We start from the raw sequence: 14135 nt of genomic DNA on the forward strand, positions 1-14135 counted from the left end.
GCCATTGCATTCTCTTTAATATCTTGTCCTGCCATATCTCTTACATTTAAGGGGCAAAGGATTCGGCAAGAAATAGAAGGGTGCAATTAATCCTCCAGATTAGGTAAGAGTTACTGACCTCCAGTCTCCCCAACTAACATTATCACCACTGGCTTTCCTCACTAAAATTCTCGAACCTCCACTGTATATCTGTAATATGTAATCGAGGGCTTTAAACACCAACAAGATTCCAAAACCATCATATGGCATGTTCTGAATGCCGCTATTTATTCTATAATAACCAGTATTCGTTGCAATATTAGCGTCATTAATTGAACCTCTATATTTAAACAGTGCACTCAACAAATCACCGGGAGCGATAAGCACGCTGTCCTTACCTTTCAAGCCTCGCACATAGTCCACACTACTTACTGAAGTCATCTCATTTTCTTTAATATCTTGTTCTGCCATACTTCTGTACATTTAAGGGGCAAAGAACACGGCAGAGAAACATAAAGCTCAATCCGCTATCTAATTTCGGTAAAGCAAATTGATTCTTATTTTATGAATGTGACTATAACAACTCTATCATTTGCTCTACTATTTTTGATAATATATTTCGTGTTATTTCCTGTATTTATGACACAAATTTTATTTTCAACCTCTGAAAAGAATGAAATAGTACTTGCTGGTACTATTACGCTCCCTCTCCCGTCAGCCCATAAAATAGCAACAGATTTATCATAGTTTTGAGATAAATCTTGTACTATAATTAGACCACTGTTGAAAGGCAATTCATATTGTCCTCCAGCAGTAACAGTAAACCTTTTGTAAAACAGACCCATTGCATTCATAACCTCTTCCAATGTCGGACTAATACTGTTCCCATCCGCTGCCAGCCCACGTAACCGTGCCGGAGTTCCACCACTCATTGCATTCTCTCTAATATCATCTGCCATAATATTCTCACATTTAAGGGGCAGAAGATTGGATAAGAAATCAAAGGAGCAAATTATGTCGCCAGATTAGGTAAGTGAAATTGACTTCCATTCGGTCCACTTGTCCCAATTTCCCGTATTATATACTTGTGAACGAGTATATAACTCCCCAGTTCGTGAATTTATTAGAATTTGGGAAGCCATATCTGTTTCTATGTAATGCAACAATAACCCAGTTACTCTTTCTGGCGAATTCAACGCATTAGCAGAATAATATATTCCATTTTCTGAAATAGTATTAAGGTCTTTATCTTCTCTCAGAAGTCCTTTATATGCAAAAACTCTTGTGAATAAATCACTCTTCTTAATCTTCCCCTGGCTGCCATTCGCTGTTTCTCCATAGATGTATTCTACATCTGTCACCACTTGGAACTGGTTCATCGCTATATCTTGCTTCTCTGCCATAATCTTACATTTAAGGGGCAGAAGATACGAATGAAAATTCACATGGCTTGCTGAGCCACTATCAGAAGGAAACTTCTTTTACAGAGTAGCCTTCAGGAATGGTTTCGCTAACCTCTTCCATTATGGAACATACACTATATTGGAGGGTTCAGATTCATAACTCGTGAACTCATGTATTTCCGACCCTATCACATAACCTATATAAGAATTGCCTGCATACTCTTTTAAATAGACGTATGCCTTATTGTCTTTAATTACATAGCCAATCCTATTATGACAAACTCCTGAAACATACATGGTGCTATTATAATACGTCAGTGTAGCATCGATTAAATATCTATCAGTGGACGCATAACTTCCCATACTAATATTTACACGAAAAGGGGCATACGCATCATAATTCAGAATACCAATTAGTTTATACCGATTAGAAAATCCTCCTGCTACTCCACCAATAATAGTCGTTTCTCTCAAATAAAATGCTTGATCTGCACTCATTATTCCTTTGAAAGAATGTGTCGCTATCGGCATTGCACTTACTACTTCTGCCAATGTTGGTGATATGCTATTACCATTTGCCGCCAACCCACGCAGTCGTGCCGGAGTGCCACCAGCCATCGCATTTTCTCTAATATCCTGCTTCTCTGCCATACTTCTGTACATTTAAGGGGCAGAAGATAAGGCAGAAAAAGTAGAATGAATAAATTGCTTTATTATAGGTAATTTATATTTGCCTCCAATTAGTATAAAGGATGGCATCCCCATTGCTATAGCCTTCTCTGATATACGTGAGCCTTCCGCTTACCATCTGAAAGATAAATTGGCTACCACTGGTATCTCCTTTAGATGAACGCTGCACATGAATACAAACACCATATTCTATCGGTGAATTTTCTGTCTTTCCTATATAAACAACACTTAAACCTTCATTTAAAACCTTGTATGCTTCATTCAAATCGTTTAAAGATGTGATTCCAATTCCCTTAATAGACAGTAATGCACTTAATGAGGGAAGCTCCATCTTAGCTTGCCCACTATCTGTTTTTTCCCCATACACATACTTCATACTTGTGACTACCGGAAACTGGTTCATTGCTATATCCTGCTTCTCTGCCATATCTTCCTTACATTTAAGGGGCGAATCCTCTGGATTATAAAAACTTCATGTTTGATGCTTTATTAATTGCGGATAAATTCTTACTTTTCATAAAAAAACGAGAGTTATGAATTACGGTTACATACGGGTCAGCAGTGAAAAACAGACCGTAGAAAATCAACGGTATGAGATAACTGAATACTGCAAGAGAAAAGGACTCATCATAGATAAATGGATTGAGGAAAGCGTAAGTGGTGCCAGGCATCCCAATGTGCGGAAATTAGGCAAGATACTGAATACGATAGACCAGGGCGATACCATATATGTTACGGAACTCTCGAGGCTTGGACGTTGTGCGTATATGGTTATAGCTATCATATCTCATTGTCTGATTGCCAAAGCCAATATTGTGGAAATCCGTGATGACAAGCTTATTAAAGATGATTCAGATTCTGTGCAAGATACGTTTTTAAAGGTCTTATTTGCTCAAAGAGAGCGGGAAGATATATCAAGGAGAACCAAAGCCGGACTTGCCAGGCGGGTAGCCATGGGGATGAAGCTTGGGCGAAAACCAGGTGTTCAGAATTCCCATTATAAATTGACTGGAAAGGAACGGCTAATAAAAAAGATGTTTGAATACGGATATTCCAAAGCCGCCATTTGTAGAAGGCTGCAATGTAATCCGATAACTTTGGATAGGCATCTTATAAGGATGTGCTATTTTCTACCTTGTAATTGAGTTTTATATCTTTGCGTGAAAAATGATTTACGCGTATATTAGAGTCAGTACAGATAAACAAACGGTTGAGAATCAGAAATTTGAGATAGAGAAATTTTGTAAGATAAGAGAACTGCAAATAGACAAATGGGTGTCGGAAACCATATCCGGTACCAAGTCTGCAAAAGAACGGAAGCTTGGCGCTTTGCTGAAAAAACTTAAAAAGGGTGATACCCTTATTTGCTCTGAAATTAGTCGTCTTGGGCGTCGTCTGATGGAAGTGATGAGCATTCTAAACACTCTCATGCAAAAAAAAATCACTGTTCTGACTGTAAAGGAGAAGTATGAGTTGGGTAACAATATACAGTCTCAGATTCTTGCCTTCGCTTTTGGTCTGTCAGCTCAGATTGAACGTGATTTGATTTCGCAACGGACCAAAGAAGGTCTTGCCAGGCGTGTTGCCGAAGGACAGAAATTAGGGCGGCATAAGGGTGGGCATAACTCGCATTACAAGCTGACGGGCAAAGAAGGATTGATTAAAACTATGCTTGAATACGGATATTCTAAAGCTGCCATTTGTAGAAAATTGAAATGCAATCCTAAAACATTGGATGAACATTTAAAAAGGATGCAATAAGTAATCGGATTTCAAATATAAATTCCTATATTTGCTTGTAGAAATGTATATAAATACCAAGAGCTTAGTGGCGACTTATGTTGTCATCGAGCTCTTTTTTTATGTCCTTTTTCAAGGTTGTGGAAGCAATTACTTTTACTGTCACGGGATGTCAGTGGAAAATTGTAATTCAACAACTTGTTTGATTTCGTCTGATGTACATTTGTACAATGTCGGACGTTTGTATGGTTGGTTACTAAATATTACACCCTACTCGTCACAAGCAGGGTGTAATTGGACTTTATAAATTAGATAAGTTTTCAAAAAACGGTACAAATATAGTTTTTAATGTTTATATAAACAAGGATGAAATAAATGGTTGGGGGCAGTGATTGTAGAATGTTGGTGTATTTGATGATGCCTTGCTTTTTTCGTACACGGGGCATTCATATAAAAAACCGTCCTACCTCACGGTAGAACGGAATTTTTGCAGGGAATTAGAGAGAAGTATGATGTTGCGGTATGAAGTTTACTCCCTGCGCAGATTTATAAAGCTTCGCATCCGGTTTGCTCTCACGAACAAACCAGGACACAGTCGAATTAAAAAATTGTTTATGAGAAACAAAGATACTCATTTTTATCGAGATATGCAGGATACAAGAAAAATACGTCCGACCAGTCGCAGGCAAGACGTATTACAATCTGCTATATAAAATTTGTTTATGAAACGTTGCAAATATAACCTTTAATATTAAAAAAAACAAATGGAAATAGACATTGCAAACATGGTCAGCGCCCTCGGAACTTTGGCGGCTGCCTATTTCGCCTACAACCAGTACACTAAGAACAAGATGACGGATTTAAAAGTGGAGTACTTCAAGAAAGAAGAGGAAAGGAAAAGTTACCGTAGGAGTGAGAACTCGGCCAGGGTGTTCGGTGAGCTTTGGAGGGTTCTTTATGAAACGAAAGCGGACCGGGTGTATATCGTCCAACCTCATCCTTTGGGACATGTGGCGTTCCTTAGTATACAGTTCGAGGTGAAGCGTAAGGGCATTGCCGGTATGCGTGAGAATATCCAGTCGCTTCCCATGAGTGAGGTGGCGGTATTTGCGAAAAGCCTTGCGGAGAATCTTTTCATGTTCTATTCGGATATTGACAGCCAGGTCAAGGATAGGGTTGTCAAATCATTACTCTCGACGAACGGATGCCGCAGTGTTGCCATCAAGAGGCTCAATTCCTCCCAGGATTGGGTTGGCAATATCTTTTGTGAGTTTACTGATGATACCGGGATGGGTGAGGACGAACTTCACAAAGTATTGCATGAGGCGGCGGTGAATATCCAGTACATCCTTCCGGAGTTCAGGGAGGTCAAATTATGAAAAAGGAAGGTGTTTCACAACGGCTCCCTTTCCCTTAATACTACACAACTTAAAGTTTAAACAAAGGCGTTTGCAAATATATTGTATTTTTATGTAAAACCAAAAATCAAGGAGGAAAATAAGAATGGCGAATGTGTATAAATTAGCGCCGTTTATCCTAAAGTGGGAAGGCGGTTTTGTAAATGACCCTGACGATTTGGGAGGGGCTACGAATATGGGTGTGACTATCGGCACGTGGAAATCATGCGGCTATGACAAGGACGGTGACGGTGATATAGACGTGGATGACCTGCGTTTGCTTACCCGTGAGGATGTCGTTAACCGGGTGCTCAAGCCGCATTATTGGGACAGATGGAAAGCTGACGATATTAAATCGCAATCAGTTGCTAATATCCTTGTCGATTGGGTGTGGGCATCCGGTGCACACGGAATAAAGATACCTCAACGCTTGCTTGGTGTTTCTGTAGATGGCATTGTTGGACCTAAGACACTTGCTGCGGTGAATGCCAGGAACCCGCGTGAGTTGTTCGACATGATTAAGATTGCACGGTTCGATTTCATCGAGGATATATGCAAAAAACGTCCGGCGAACAATAAATTTAAGAGAGGCTGGATGAACCGTATAAATGATTTAAGGTTCGAGGAATGAAAAAGTTACCGTGGATATTAATTGTACTGCTGCTTATAGCTTGTGTGGCGGCTTGGTTCCGTCCGCACGGGCAGCAGCCTCCGGCAGAGGTGCGCATCGAGACTAAGATAAAGACGGTTGTCAAGGTTGACACACAGCTTATCTCCGCTCCGATGGCTGTGTTCTGGCGTTGGGTCGCTGATGACACCATATATATAAGGGACACGCTGCTACATCGCAAGGAGGTGGTGTATGCCGATAGCAGCTACCGGGCAGTGGTGAGCGGGTATGTTGACCCAAGGCTGGATAGTATGGTGGTGTATCCGAAGACGGTGTATCAGACGGTGACGAATGATATATACCATCCGGTGATTGTCAAACCGAAGAAAAAGCGGTGGGGATTTGGCTTGCAGGCTGGATATGGCTATCCGGGTGGATGGTATGTTGGGGCTGGGGTGAATTATAATATATTTATGTGGTAAGCAAATTTATATTTCTAAAAGTTTGGTTATTAAGAAAAACTTAATATCTTTGCAATCGTTACAGTAGAACTTTTAAGTCGTAACACCGAGATTATTAATGGTGTTGCGATATTTTTTTGTCAAAACACCAATGTGAAATTTTAAAAAATAAAATAATTATGAGAAAGTATTTATCTCAAATCATTGGTGAAGCAACAGAAAGACTTCCCAAACAAAATCAAGTTATTGGCAATTATTGGTCAACAACAATTAATGATAATATTGGTGGAAAAGTTACAGTGACTTTCGTGAAGCATTATGGCGGATGGAATTTATTATCAACCGATTATTAGTGAATTTGCCCCGGCTTCCGTCGGGGCTTCTTAATGTAGCACGTGACAGTGTGCAAAATATGTATTTATAGTTTAAATTAACTTATTTACGCCAACTAGATTCCTAATAGAAATAGAGAATGAGTATGTTTGCGTAACATTTAAAATTAGGAATTATGATAAAGAAAATCGGGTATATCGAAAGCGATGGAGTGAAGTACATTTCTGTAAGTGATGTTTTCGCTTATTTACGTGAGCAAGGAGTTATTGATACTGATAAAAGAGCGCATTCATATCAATGGGATTTTGAACGGAGTATTGTCAAGCTAATGCATGATGCTTATAAATCTGGTGAAAGAACTGATTCTGACGTACCTTTTATTATAGACGGTTCTTTTTATTGTCATTGTTTACGATTCACTTATGCTGACTTTGCGAAGGCTATTAAAGTCGTAAAGAACGAGACGGAACTAAAAAAGGTCATTTATGCGATAGACTTAGTTGAGACAATCGGGAAGAATAAAATGTTTTATAAAAGAGCATACGCATTGAGATAGTACGTCCACGCCAATATCTGCAACATTAAACAGCACTCTATAACTTGGCGATTGACCGGGTATCGGTTAAGAGGATATTAATTAAAAGGCAGCCCAATAAGCTGCCTTATTATTGCTTTTTCTCTTAATTATCTTTATAAATAAAAGAAGCAGAGCGTTACTCTGCTAATATTGGGTTATAAACTTACTTAGTATACTTATGACACTAACAAAAATTGCATAAAATACACAAAAATATCGAAGGGCACTATCCTTGAGTGTCGTCTTCAATAATTCTAATTACTTTCATTCTCTTTTCTATTAGGTTTCTGTGTGCAAAGATATATGTTTTAATGAATAAAACAATACTTTACACGCAATTTTATATTTCTTTTAGCGCAATAACATATCCTTGATTAGGTAAAATCAAACCTTTGTGTTTTCTTGTAAAAGAATTAGATTTATTTTCGCCAAATGGCTTAAATTCATTAACAGTTCCTCTACTATAAAACTTACTATTAATGTCGTCTGGGCATGTAAAGTTTAATGTGAATTTGCTAATTATAAACAAAGCTCTAAAACAAATTGTAAAATCTTTTTCTATAGAGTATTTTTTTTCTATTAGTTTCGATATCTCATATTTTGTTTCGCCTTCTAATGCTATAACTAGTTCAAATTCACTGCATCCATTTTTAATCTCATCTTTAGTACTCACTATTTGGGCTGGATTACCGTTTACTAAATAATTAGAAACGTTCACATAGTAATCTCCTTCTTCTAATCCTTCAACATCAATCCAACTTCTTAAAGGAAATTCAAATCTTTTAGTCGTCTCAGCAATTAGCTCAAATGTAATATGATTTCTAACAACAATTATTTTTCTATTTTTATCTGCCCACTCTATCTTTATTGATGAGTTGTAATCATTGTAATATGTTATATTGTCAACTGGCAAATAAGTTTTTTGTATCAAAGATAATAAATCTTTATTTATAGCTGGAAATTTTGATTTAAAAAGAATTTTAGTAACTGTCTCCCAAAGGGAATCTATGTCATTCCGTTTTGCCAAAAATTCCTTGCCATAGACTATGTCTTGTAAATCTTGCTTGAAGATTCCTAAAAACTGGGCAGCATTTGATAAATAACCAAGAATTACACCAATAACTAAAACATCTCCTATTTTTATCAGGATTTCTTTCCATACACTTGGTTGCTCAATGTGGAAATAAGATATATAATAAAGAAGCATTCCTAAGATAAGAATTATCCAAGCAGAGCTTTCTCTGAAACGATTGTATGATAAAAGACTATCTTTCCCCATAATTAATATAAGATTAAATTTATACAAAGGTGGATAATTAATTTGAAAGCAACAAATGTCCACTAAAGAATTTTATCAAAAGATTAATATTTTTTTTGAGCAACTTTAAACAAGGCAGCTGAATAAGCTGCCTTGTTCCATTTCCCAGGAATTAAGTAATCCATATTGTGTAATTATTCCCCATGTGTGGTACTCAGTTCCACATATTTCCACACATAATTATTCCTTCTTGTTTTTATAATATGCTGATGTATAATGTATTATGTACTGATGTACATCATGGCATATCGTTTGTCCTATAGTTAATACAAAAACTATATTTATTTACTTAAAACTTACGATTATGAAAAAAGTATTGGTAGCATTAGCAATGGTTATGGGATTAGGCAGTTCAGTAGCATTTGCTTACGTGGTTTCTGGAACACAGTCTGTAGAGCAAACTCAGCAAAATCCTCAGGATGAGTTCACAAAAGTGGAAGTAAAAGACTTGCCTCAGGCAGTTATGAATGTCTTGGCTAAGGACTATGAGGGGGCTGTAATAAAGGAGGCTTTCATTTCCGAGAAAGAAACCGGTAAGATTTATAAGGTTGTGTTGACCATCACCAAGGAAAATCAATCCACTGAAGAAGTAACGGTACTTCTGAATGAAAAAGGAGAAACTGTAGAATGAATGGAAACTCTGTAGTGGTTCGGCATCCATCTACAGAGATGATTCGAGATGCTTTTATGTCTATCTCGTTAATGCGAAAGGGGCGGCTGAATAGTCGCTCTTTTTGTTTATATTGTAATAATAGTTCGTTTCTTTTTTGTCAGAAATTCCTATTATAGAGGGTTGTTTTATACAAAATAATGTTTATATTTGTATTCTAATCCCTATTGTATTATGAATGACAAACAACAACTTCTAATTGATTGTATTTCCCTTCTTCCCGTTATAGGCATTCTGGTTTTGATAACTGTTGCCAATGACCAGTTTGTTACTATGGTTGCTGCCTATGTGCTTTGCGGAGAACTCTTATGTGTATTGGTTAGCAGGATATTAAATTTGTACTATATTGATGTGGCTTTTGTTTGGTTGGGTGGGATTATGCTTTGGCTGTGGTATTGGCTCTGGTTGGAGTCAAGCCATGTAGTGATGGAGATTGTGGAAAGGACAGTTGAATGAATCGCTTCTTTTTCAGTAAAAAATCCCCGTAGCTGCTCAACTACGGGGATGGTGTCAAATAACAGAGTATCAATATGAGATACTAAGTGAGCCTATTCCATTACAGATAAATCATTGTCAACTTCATACTGGTTACAGCCAAAAGCCGCACACATTAAAATAAAACGTTCTTTTATACCTAATCCAGTATATCTGTCTACGGCTCCACTGCCTTTTGCATGAAGTCCTGCTGCGTATTTATCTATCTGAACTTTATTCATTAAATCTACATGAGTTTTACGGGCAAGTTTACTGCTTGCAATCTCATATATGGATTTGTACTCATTTGTTTCCAATGCCGCACTAAACATTGCCACTTTCCGGCTAATCTCACAGTATTCAAGTAGTTTTTTTATTTGATAATTGTACCCGGTTTCACCATTGCCATCAGGATAATAGGGTAACAAAGCATTGCTTGGTAGCCTACCTTTATACTTCATAATAATATCATAAGCAATACGAATGATGGGAGTTTTTATCTCAGTGCGTATAAGTCCATCCTTGTGTGTTTTCTGAGGTAAATAATGAATGTAAGGTATTCCTTCTTCAATGCTGATATTATCAAAAGTGAATCGTCTGAAATCACCTATACGGCAACCGAAACAACATTGAACAACGAATACATCTTTTACTCGCTGCAATGTTTCGGGACATTCTTTGTGGACAACTTCATTGAATTCTGTTTTGGTGAGAAAGAAAGGCTCGTCATATTGTTGCTTCATAATGGACTCTTTTTCTTTTCCTATCTTGCGGAAAGGAGATACGGGAATAACATCATTACTTTCAAGCTCCACCATAAATGCTTGTAATAATAATAGTTTCTCAGCAATTGTATTCTGGCTTCTTTCCTTTGATGGTATATTCCGCTTATTCATTTCTGCGTACAGTTCTGGAAATTTTTCAACCAGAGTGTATTCTTTGCGTAGAAAATCACGAAAATTTAGAATATGTTCCTTATTGAATTCATTGACCGGCAACCCGTCAATGCCATTGATAATGAGGAATCGAGTCAGTTCCCTTATCACTACATCGTAATGTTTCTTTCTGCCGGGACCTATTACACCTGCATTTAGCCATCCGTCAACATAGCGTTGGAACATACTACACATGGATTCCTCTTCACTGCTGATGTTATATTTTTCAGGATGTAAGTGCTGGTCTATTAAGATTTCCAGTTTTTCACTGGTTAATTCTTTGTTGCTCCCATAAATGGATAAAATTAGATTCTTCCGTTCTTCAATAGATGTGTTAAATGATGTTCTTATGTCTAACTTTATAATACTTTTAGCCTTATATTTTTCAGTCTTGGCATCCCAAAGAGTAGGAGAGACCATAATATCTGATTTGTGGAATAACTGTACATTGCGTCCATCAGATAATCGAAATCTGACATTTACCTCTTTATCTTTCTTCCCAGTTCTTATAAATGCTTTTACTGTAGTCATATATTCTCTGTTATATCGGTTGTGCAAATATACATAAATTGCACAACTCAGTTCAAATATTGCACAACATAATGCAATGGCATGCAATATAATATTTTTATATTACTCTGATTTTTAATATAATGTTATATGTATTGGTTTTATAGTATTTTATATTCCGAATCGCAACGGAATCACAAGGAAAAAACCGCAAATGGCTAATAAAAAGCTTTTGCGGTTTTCTTGTTTTAGAATTAGAAAATGTCCGCATTTTGTCAGCATAGGTTGTAATGGGAAACAAATTGGAGTATTTGGTTTACATTGCAGGCAAGATTTATTTGCGATACCTGGAGAAAAAATTATCAATCCAACGGACTAGATATACTATAATAACTCCGGCTATGACCATACTGATAATACGTACCAACATAATTTATAGAATTAAAGATTTGTTTTTATAGAATAATAATGTGCAAAGATAATTGATTGGTGGAGAAACAAAAACTCTGGAAAGGATATAAAGATAGGAATTAACGCATATTTTCACGGATATAATCCTCTATTGTAAAATCACTCTTATATCTAGATATTTCCGGATTCTTCTCTACAGTCGTAATGCAACGTTTTTCTTTACCAAGTACCAACCGATTTAGGAAGCTCAGGATGTCATGACGATTATCCTTCATAGGAGAATAGGATAGGGAATGTCCTATACCTTCCGCTATATAGAAATAGTATGCTGTCTCTTTTTCTTTCAGTTGCATACAGATAAAGTTTGAGCCCCATAGCCCCATTTCCTCTACTACTGCCTTAGTAAAAGGAACCGTGCTGTCGGCATCACCATGGAACAACATAAGAGGACAAGGGGACATTATCCATTTTGGAATACCATTGGCACAGATTGCTCCAGAAAAGGAAATGACCCCTGCATAATTGAAATTGGCAGGTAATCTGTCCGCAAAAGCCGTTTGATTGCAAATCTCATACTCTGCTTGAAGGGCAGTTATCGCACCTGCACTTGAACCGCAAGCTATAATTTGTGCAGGATTTATTTGCCATTCTACACTATGCTCAATTATATAATTTGTAGCATCACCAAAATCTTCTACAGCACAAGTGATTGCTTGTTGCAGGGCAGAAGAGAATCCTTGCAAGTCCGAATACTCCGATTTATCTATATCCTTTAATTGGGTACGGTAATCTGTTGATACTACCACATAGCCGGCTCGTGCCAAAAAATGAAAATAAGAAATGTAATCGGGATTATCTCTTCTCCCGCCTTTGAAACCTCCCCCAAATGCAAAAAGAATGACGGGCTTTGATTGTGTCCCTTGTATTTGATCAATCATTACATACTTGTCCAGTTTCAGAGTATCAGCCTTTTTGATGGCAAAAGTATATGTTTGCTTGTCAATATGCTGTGCATGCACAGCAGTAGCTATACTCAATAATGAGCATGCCATCAAGATAAAAATAAAGCGTTTTCCCATATTCAGTTTATTCTATTAATGCTGCGTGGATTATCTGACCTACAAAGATAGAATAAAACTATAACTAAAAAGAGGAAAGATGACATTTAGACATAAAAAAAGGCTATCTATCCCAGACAGCCAATCTTTTTTATTACCTTAAATCTAATACTATGAAAAACACAGTACAAAGATACGTACTTGCAGGAGATATCCAAATTTTAGCGGGTAATCAGCGGATATTATAACATGGTTTAGTAGAATATTATTTCCGTTAACTATTAACATAAATAATATTCAATTTAACAGAAGAAGGAATTAATATTCCTCATCAGTGATTGCAAACTTTAGTCATGTCCACTGTAAATCCACCATTGGCGGGTATAAATTTTCCTTTTCTTTTAAGAAATTCTATCAGGGTATCTACATCCATATTGTCGGCAGAGCAGGTGAAAAAACGCTGCTGCTCGCCGAATTTTTGGATAATGGCTTCTCTCAATGATAACTCAGTATAACTATTACCTTCCATCATGTGAAGGACTTCATGTGCATGTAATTGTTCCATAATCTTTTTTTGTGGCAAAGATAATATGATATTCTAAGTATAAGTGTAACATATGTGACAAAGCCCAACACACATATCCGGATATTTGCTTTTACGTAAAATAACACTTGTTACGACTATGCTAAAAACCTCAAAAAAAGTAAAAAGGTTTTGCTTCTATACCATTGTAAACTAACTTTGGGAATCAACTTTTAAATGAATTAAAGCATATGAAAAAATTAATCTTATCTATTGCACTATGTTGTGCAGCTACGAATTTCTTTGCGCAGAATGCTGACCCTGCCCAGTTGGTCAACGATGGTAAGGCTGCTCTTGAAGCTAAAAATTACCAGGAAGCTTACACAAAATTTAGTACTTATCTGACACAAACAAACAACCAAGATTCCGTAATTGCATATAACTGTGGCGTTTGTGCCGATAAGATAAAGAAACCTGCCGAAGCTTTGAAGTATTTTGATATTGCTGTACAGAAAAAGTATAACCTGGCAAATGCTTATATAGGTAAAGCCGGTGCTTTGAAAGATTTGAAGAAAAATGATGAGTATGTTGCCACTTTAAAGGAAGGGCTGGAAGCAAATCCCGGTAATAAGACATTGACTAAATTGTATGCCACTTATTACGTAAATCAAGGTATCATGGCGCAGAAAGCCAAAAAGATGGATGCAGCCGAAGAAGCATTTAAACAAGCCATAGCTATCCAAGCAGATAATGTAAATGCACTTAACAGTCTGGGTTCTTTGTATTATAGTAAGGGTGCCAATACCATGAAAACAGATGTAGAAAAAGCAAAAGTTGAATTCAAGGAAGCCAAAGAATATTTGGATAAACTTATTCCATTGCTCTCTGCAGACAAACCAGCTCAAAAGAAGATGATGGATAATGCAAAAACGATGTTGAACTTCATCGACAGTCAATTGAAATAAAAGACTCTCCTATATAAAAAAGGAGGTTGTGTCAAAATGCTGACACAGCCTTTTTTTATGCGCAAAGCCCAGACTTTCTCA

19 protein-coding genes are annotated in these 14135 nt (G+C 36.9%); 10 read left to right on the forward strand and 9 right to left on the reverse strand.

Going from position 1 to position 14135, the window contains the following annotated elements:
- Positions 1 to 99: 99 nt before the first annotated feature.
- The 5 genes from DWY57_RS20270 to DWY57_RS20290 all read right to left on the reverse strand — a co-directional run bounded on the left by DWY57_RS20270 (position 100) and on the right by DWY57_RS20290 (position 2499).
- Positions 100 to 450, reverse strand: coding sequence for a pyocin knob domain-containing protein (locus tag DWY57_RS20270; protein WP_117652693.1), 351 nt, complete (start codon positions 448 to 450; stop codon positions 100 to 102).
- Positions 451 to 536: 86 nt separating this feature from the next.
- Positions 537 to 938 carry a hypothetical protein gene (locus DWY57_RS20275; RefSeq protein ID WP_119962333.1) on the reverse strand — a complete coding sequence of 134 codons (402 nt, stop codon included), beginning with the start codon at positions 936 to 938 and terminating at the stop codon, positions 537 to 539.
- A 66-nt stretch (positions 939 to 1004) separates the two neighbouring features.
- Positions 1005 to 1382 carry a pyocin knob domain-containing protein gene (locus DWY57_RS20280; protein WP_120164422.1) on the reverse strand — a complete coding sequence of 126 codons (378 nt, stop codon included), beginning with the start codon at positions 1380 to 1382 and terminating at the stop codon, positions 1005 to 1007.
- A 120-nt stretch (positions 1383 to 1502) separates the two neighbouring features.
- Positions 1503 to 2033, reverse strand: a complete 531-nt coding sequence (locus DWY57_RS20285) for a hypothetical protein (RefSeq protein WP_119962335.1) — start codon at positions 2031 to 2033, stop codon at positions 1503 to 1505.
- A 73-nt stretch (positions 2034 to 2106) separates the two neighbouring features.
- Positions 2107 to 2499 (reverse strand): hypothetical protein, encoded by a 393-nt coding sequence (locus tag DWY57_RS20290; RefSeq protein WP_119962336.1) that lies wholly within the window; start codon positions 2497 to 2499, stop codon positions 2107 to 2109.
- 106 nt (positions 2500 to 2605) lie between these two features.
- On the opposite strand from DWY57_RS20290, the gene DWY57_RS20295 reads away from it, so the two are divergent.
- The 7 genes from DWY57_RS20295 (at position 2606) to DWY57_RS20320 (ending at position 7169) form a co-directional block, all read left to right on the forward strand.
- Entirely contained in the window at positions 2606 to 3217 is a 612-nt protein-coding gene (locus tag DWY57_RS20295) for a recombinase family protein (RefSeq protein WP_119962337.1), read from the forward strand.
- 22 nt (positions 3218 to 3239) lie between these two features.
- Positions 3240 to 3833: a master DNA invertase Mpi family serine-type recombinase gene (locus tag DWY57_RS20300; RefSeq protein WP_119962338.1), complete on the forward strand. Its 594-nt coding sequence runs from the start codon at positions 3240 to 3242 to the stop codon at positions 3831 to 3833.
- A 743-nt stretch (positions 3834 to 4576) separates the two neighbouring features.
- A complete protein-coding gene (locus tag DWY57_RS20305) occupies positions 4577 to 5191 on the forward strand; it encodes a hypothetical protein (RefSeq protein WP_119962339.1) in 615 nt (204 codons plus the stop codon).
- A 124-nt stretch (positions 5192 to 5315) separates the two neighbouring features.
- The gene (locus DWY57_RS20310) at positions 5316 to 5840 is read left to right on the forward strand and encodes a glycosyl hydrolase 108 family protein (RefSeq protein ID WP_119962340.1); all 525 of its coding nucleotides are present in this window, start codon (positions 5316 to 5318) and stop codon (positions 5838 to 5840) included.
- Positions 5837 to 6301 carry a DUF6808 domain-containing protein gene (locus tag DWY57_RS20315; protein ID WP_119962341.1) on the forward strand — a complete coding sequence of 155 codons (465 nt, stop codon included), beginning with the start codon at positions 5837 to 5839 and terminating at the stop codon, positions 6299 to 6301. The genes DWY57_RS20310 and DWY57_RS20315 overlap by 4 nt, the downstream gene beginning before the upstream one ends.
- A gap of 158 nt (positions 6302 to 6459) precedes the next feature.
- Positions 6460 to 6633, forward strand: coding sequence for a hypothetical protein (locus DWY57_RS21020; RefSeq protein ID WP_165853627.1), 174 nt, complete (start codon positions 6460 to 6462; stop codon positions 6631 to 6633).
- Positions 6634 to 6788: 155 nt separating this feature from the next.
- Complete coding sequence (locus DWY57_RS20320) at positions 6789 to 7169, forward strand: hypothetical protein (protein WP_117945642.1); 381 nt, start codon at positions 6789 to 6791, stop codon at positions 7167 to 7169.
- Between the two features lie 361 nt (positions 7170 to 7530).
- On the opposite strand, the gene DWY57_RS20325 is transcribed toward DWY57_RS20320, so the two are convergent.
- Positions 7531 to 8469 carry a hypothetical protein gene (locus DWY57_RS20325; RefSeq protein ID WP_120164421.1) on the reverse strand — a complete coding sequence of 313 codons (939 nt, stop codon included), beginning with the start codon at positions 8467 to 8469 and terminating at the stop codon, positions 7531 to 7533.
- Between the two features lie 343 nt (positions 8470 to 8812).
- Here DWY57_RS20325 and DWY57_RS20330 point away from each other — a divergent pair, with 343 nt between their 5' ends.
- Together DWY57_RS20330 and DWY57_RS20335 are read left to right on the forward strand one after the other, a co-directional pair.
- The gene (locus DWY57_RS20330; RefSeq protein WP_008664637.1) at positions 8813 to 9139 is read left to right on the forward strand and encodes a hypothetical protein; all 327 of its coding nucleotides are present in this window, start codon (positions 8813 to 8815) and stop codon (positions 9137 to 9139) included.
- Positions 9140 to 9352: 213 nt separating this feature from the next.
- Positions 9353 to 9634, forward strand: a complete 282-nt coding sequence (locus tag DWY57_RS20335; RefSeq protein WP_119962343.1) for a hypothetical protein — start codon at positions 9353 to 9355, stop codon at positions 9632 to 9634.
- Positions 9635 to 9726: 92 nt separating this feature from the next.
- Here DWY57_RS20335 and DWY57_RS20340 read toward each other — a convergent pair whose 3' ends face one another.
- The 3 genes from DWY57_RS20340 to DWY57_RS20350 all read right to left on the reverse strand — a co-directional run bounded on the left by DWY57_RS20340 (position 9727) and on the right by DWY57_RS20350 (position 13131).
- Positions 9727 to 11118, reverse strand: coding sequence for an integrase (locus DWY57_RS20340; protein ID WP_008664635.1), 1392 nt, complete (start codon positions 11116 to 11118; stop codon positions 9727 to 9729).
- A 509-nt stretch (positions 11119 to 11627) separates the two neighbouring features.
- Entirely contained in the window at positions 11628 to 12587 is a 960-nt protein-coding gene (locus DWY57_RS20345; RefSeq protein WP_119962344.1) for an alpha/beta hydrolase, read from the reverse strand.
- A gap of 310 nt (positions 12588 to 12897) precedes the next feature.
- Positions 12898 to 13131: a YecH family metal-binding protein gene (locus tag DWY57_RS20350; RefSeq protein WP_022402461.1), complete on the reverse strand. Its 234-nt coding sequence runs from the start codon at positions 13129 to 13131 to the stop codon at positions 12898 to 12900.
- Positions 13132 to 13340: 209 nt separating this feature from the next.
- Here DWY57_RS20350 and DWY57_RS20355 point away from each other — a divergent pair, with 209 nt between their 5' ends.
- The gene (locus DWY57_RS20355) at positions 13341 to 14054 is read left to right on the forward strand and encodes a hypothetical protein (protein ID WP_008664631.1); all 714 of its coding nucleotides are present in this window, start codon (positions 13341 to 13343) and stop codon (positions 14052 to 14054) included.
- The last annotated feature ends 81 nt before the right edge of the window (positions 14055 to 14135 follow it).

The sequence above is a fragment of the Bacteroides sp. AF25-5LB genome, assembly GCF_003602965.1.
Classification (GTDB): domain Bacteria; phylum Bacteroidota; class Bacteroidia; order Bacteroidales; family Bacteroidaceae; genus Bacteroides; species Bacteroides uniformis.

Excerpts from the sequence above, each read along its gene's own strand:
- DWY57_RS20270 (WP_117652693.1), bottom strand. The coding sequence starts at position 450 with ATGGCAGAACAAGATATTAAAGAAAATGAGATGACTTCAGTAAGTAGT.
- DWY57_RS20275 (WP_119962333.1), bottom strand. The coding sequence starts at position 938 with ATGGCAGATGATATTAGAGAGAATGCAATGAGTGGTGGAACTCCGGCA.
- DWY57_RS20280 (WP_120164422.1), bottom strand. The coding sequence starts at position 1,382 with ATGGCAGAGAAGCAAGATATAGCGATGAACCAGTTCCAAGTGGTGACA.
- DWY57_RS20285 (WP_119962335.1), bottom strand. The coding sequence starts at position 2,033 with ATGGCAGAGAAGCAGGATATTAGAGAAAATGCGATGGCTGGTGGCACT.
- DWY57_RS20290 (WP_119962336.1), bottom strand. The coding sequence starts at position 2,499 with ATGGCAGAGAAGCAGGATATAGCAATGAACCAGTTTCCGGTAGTCACA.
- DWY57_RS20295 (WP_119962337.1), top strand. The coding sequence starts at position 2,606 with ATGAATTACGGTTACATACGGGTCAGCAGTGAAAAACAGACCGTAGAA.
- DWY57_RS20300 (WP_119962338.1), top strand. The coding sequence starts at position 3,240 with ATGATTTACGCGTATATTAGAGTCAGTACAGATAAACAAACGGTTGAG.
- DWY57_RS20305 (WP_119962339.1), top strand. The coding sequence starts at position 4,577 with ATGGAAATAGACATTGCAAACATGGTCAGCGCCCTCGGAACTTTGGCG.
- DWY57_RS20310 (WP_119962340.1), top strand. The coding sequence starts at position 5,316 with ATGGCGAATGTGTATAAATTAGCGCCGTTTATCCTAAAGTGGGAAGGC.
- DWY57_RS20315 (WP_119962341.1), top strand. The coding sequence starts at position 5,837 with ATGAAAAAGTTACCGTGGATATTAATTGTACTGCTGCTTATAGCTTGT.
- DWY57_RS21020 (WP_165853627.1), top strand. The coding sequence starts at position 6,460 with ATGAGAAAGTATTTATCTCAAATCATTGGTGAAGCAACAGAAAGACTT.
- DWY57_RS20320 (WP_117945642.1), top strand. The coding sequence starts at position 6,789 with ATGATAAAGAAAATCGGGTATATCGAAAGCGATGGAGTGAAGTACATT.
- DWY57_RS20325 (WP_120164421.1), bottom strand. The coding sequence starts at position 8,469 with ATGGGGAAAGATAGTCTTTTATCATACAATCGTTTCAGAGAAAGCTCT.
- DWY57_RS20330 (WP_008664637.1), top strand. The coding sequence starts at position 8,813 with ATGAAAAAAGTATTGGTAGCATTAGCAATGGTTATGGGATTAGGCAGT.
- DWY57_RS20335 (WP_119962343.1), top strand. The coding sequence starts at position 9,353 with ATGAATGACAAACAACAACTTCTAATTGATTGTATTTCCCTTCTTCCC.
- DWY57_RS20340 (WP_008664635.1), bottom strand. The coding sequence starts at position 11,118 with ATGACTACAGTAAAAGCATTTATAAGAACTGGGAAGAAAGATAAAGAG.
- DWY57_RS20345 (WP_119962344.1), bottom strand. The coding sequence starts at position 12,587 with ATGGGAAAACGCTTTATTTTTATCTTGATGGCATGCTCATTATTGAGT.
- DWY57_RS20350 (WP_022402461.1), bottom strand. The coding sequence starts at position 13,131 with ATGGAACAATTACATGCACATGAAGTCCTTCACATGATGGAAGGTAAT.
- DWY57_RS20355 (WP_008664631.1), top strand. The coding sequence starts at position 13,341 with ATGAAAAAATTAATCTTATCTATTGCACTATGTTGTGCAGCTACGAAT.